This window comes from Commensalibacter nepenthis (genome assembly GCF_029953305.1).
Taxonomy (GTDB): domain Bacteria; phylum Pseudomonadota; class Alphaproteobacteria; order Acetobacterales; family Acetobacteraceae; genus Commensalibacter; species Commensalibacter nepenthis.
Genome location: NZ_JASBAN010000015.1, coordinates 1 through 1067, shown reverse-complemented (window position 1 = coordinate 1067; position 1067 = coordinate 1). Strand labels below are relative to the sequence as shown.

Below are 1067 nucleotides of genomic sequence, written 5' to 3'. Positions count from 1 at the left end.
TGCCAATAGTCCTACAATTGTTACTTCAACTCCATGGTTAAACCCTGATGGTTCATTGATTGGGCAACCAGGATCTGGAGCAATAAGAGAAGTTAGTGGTAATGCTGATCCTAATCAGGCAGCTTGGGATTTCGTGCAGAAAGTTATTGGTGGAAAAGAAGTGGAGAGTGTGAGGGATCTTGAGATAAAAAATACTGAAGGCTCAAAAATTATAACGTTAAAGGATGGTACTGTTGTAACTTATCGTCCTGCTGGAGCAGCCGGTCATAGAACAGACTCTTCAATTGCTACGGTAGAAGTAAAAAATGATGAAGCTAAAAAATCAAATAACGGAAGACAATTAAAAATTAAATTTAAACAATAAAGGAGCATAAGGATGGATGATAAATTTTTCTTTGATTGGTATCAAAAGTTGTTAGTAGATATGCTAAATGAGGGAGATGATCTAGATTATTTATTTTCACGATTACCAGAATTTAGAGATTATAATAAACAGGCAAGGCAACATTGTCTTGATTTTGCATACAGAACGGTCAAATGTGGTTTATGTGATTTTTTTTGGGAAGGGCATGATAATTTTGAGATTTTAAAAGAAATTGCTGAAAATAACCCATGTGAAATTGAAGGGTATGCAATATGGAAAACATATATACTTGATGTAGGTGATGAAGGCGAAGCTTTTTTGTTAGAATGTGGAGTGAATAAAGATACGAAAGAGTTTTCACCTTTATTAAAAGAGAAACTATCTGCTTTATTTGACGAACATGGTGTTGGGTTTGATAAAAGCTGCTTCATTCCTGTAATAGACTAAACCGAGCGTCTATATTCCTCTAGCAAAGGCAGCAGCTTTGGCGGTGCGATTGGGATTGAGGTCAATACCAAAGGGGATATTGGGGTTGCTGCGAATGGCAGTGGCTCTAAACAACATGCGAATGGTGACAGTTCGACTGGGGTGAATACGAATGTATCTGCGACGGATAAAGTGACGATTACCGCCCCTGGCAAGACGACGATTAATGGCGGGATTGTTTCTGGGAACCAAGTTACGGTTGATACGGGGAATTTGG

The 1067-nt window shown here is 38.2% G+C and carries 3 protein-coding genes; all 3 read left to right on the top strand.

Features of this window, described 5'->3' with window-relative positions; all coding sequences use genetic code 11:
- Positions 1-364, top strand: a 364-nt coding sequence (locus QJV33_RS11935) for a hypothetical protein (protein ID WP_281463627.1), incomplete at its 5' end; no start/stop codon positions are given.
- A gap of 12 nt (positions 365-376) precedes the next feature.
- Positions 377-811, top strand: a complete 435-nt coding sequence (locus tag QJV33_RS11930; RefSeq protein WP_281463626.1) for a hypothetical protein — start codon at positions 377-379, stop codon at positions 809-811.
- A 48-nt stretch (positions 812-859) separates the two neighbouring features.
- On the top strand, positions 860-1067 hold a 208-nt coding region (locus QJV33_RS12065), incomplete at its 3' end, for a hemagglutinin repeat-containing protein (protein ID WP_408869682.1).

What these genes read in the sequence shown, in the direction of transcription:
- QJV33_RS11930 (WP_281463626.1), top strand. Translation starts at nt 377, where the DNA reads ATGGATGATAAATTTTTCTTTGATTGGTATCAAAAGTTGTTAGTAGAT.